The organism is Dellaglioa carnosa, from assembly GCF_026948345.1.
Taxonomy (GTDB): domain Bacteria; phylum Bacillota; class Bacilli; order Lactobacillales; family Lactobacillaceae; genus Dellaglioa; species Dellaglioa algida.
The window spans coordinates 1-319 of sequence record NZ_JANXLI010000020.1; the positions used below are offsets into that span (position 1 = coordinate 1).

A 319-nucleotide genomic window follows, 5' to 3' on the forward strand; every position below is an offset into this window, starting at 1 on the left:
CGATGAAAAAGGAAATAAGATTAGTGATCCAGATACGTTACCAACAGGAAAAGTTGGGGATAAGTATGAAACCAGTGGTAAGGATATAACTGGGTGGGTCTTGAAAGAAACACCAGAAAATGCGACAGGCACATATGGAACGGAAGCACAAACAGTGACGTATGTGTACGAAAGAGCAGAAGCAGCACCAATTACGGTCAACTACGTTGATGAAAAAGGGAATAAAATTAGTGATCCAGATACGTTACCCACAGGCAAAGTTGGGGATAAGTATGAAACAAGCGGTAAGGATATATCTGGATGGGTCTTAAAAGAAACG

The 319-nt window shown here is 41.1% G+C and carries 1 protein-coding gene; it reads left to right on the forward strand.

Annotated features, from left to right (window positions below; all coding sequences use genetic code 11):
* On the forward strand, positions 1-319 hold a 319-nt coding region (locus tag N0K80_RS07900; RefSeq protein ID WP_269026252.1), incomplete at both ends, for a MucBP domain-containing protein.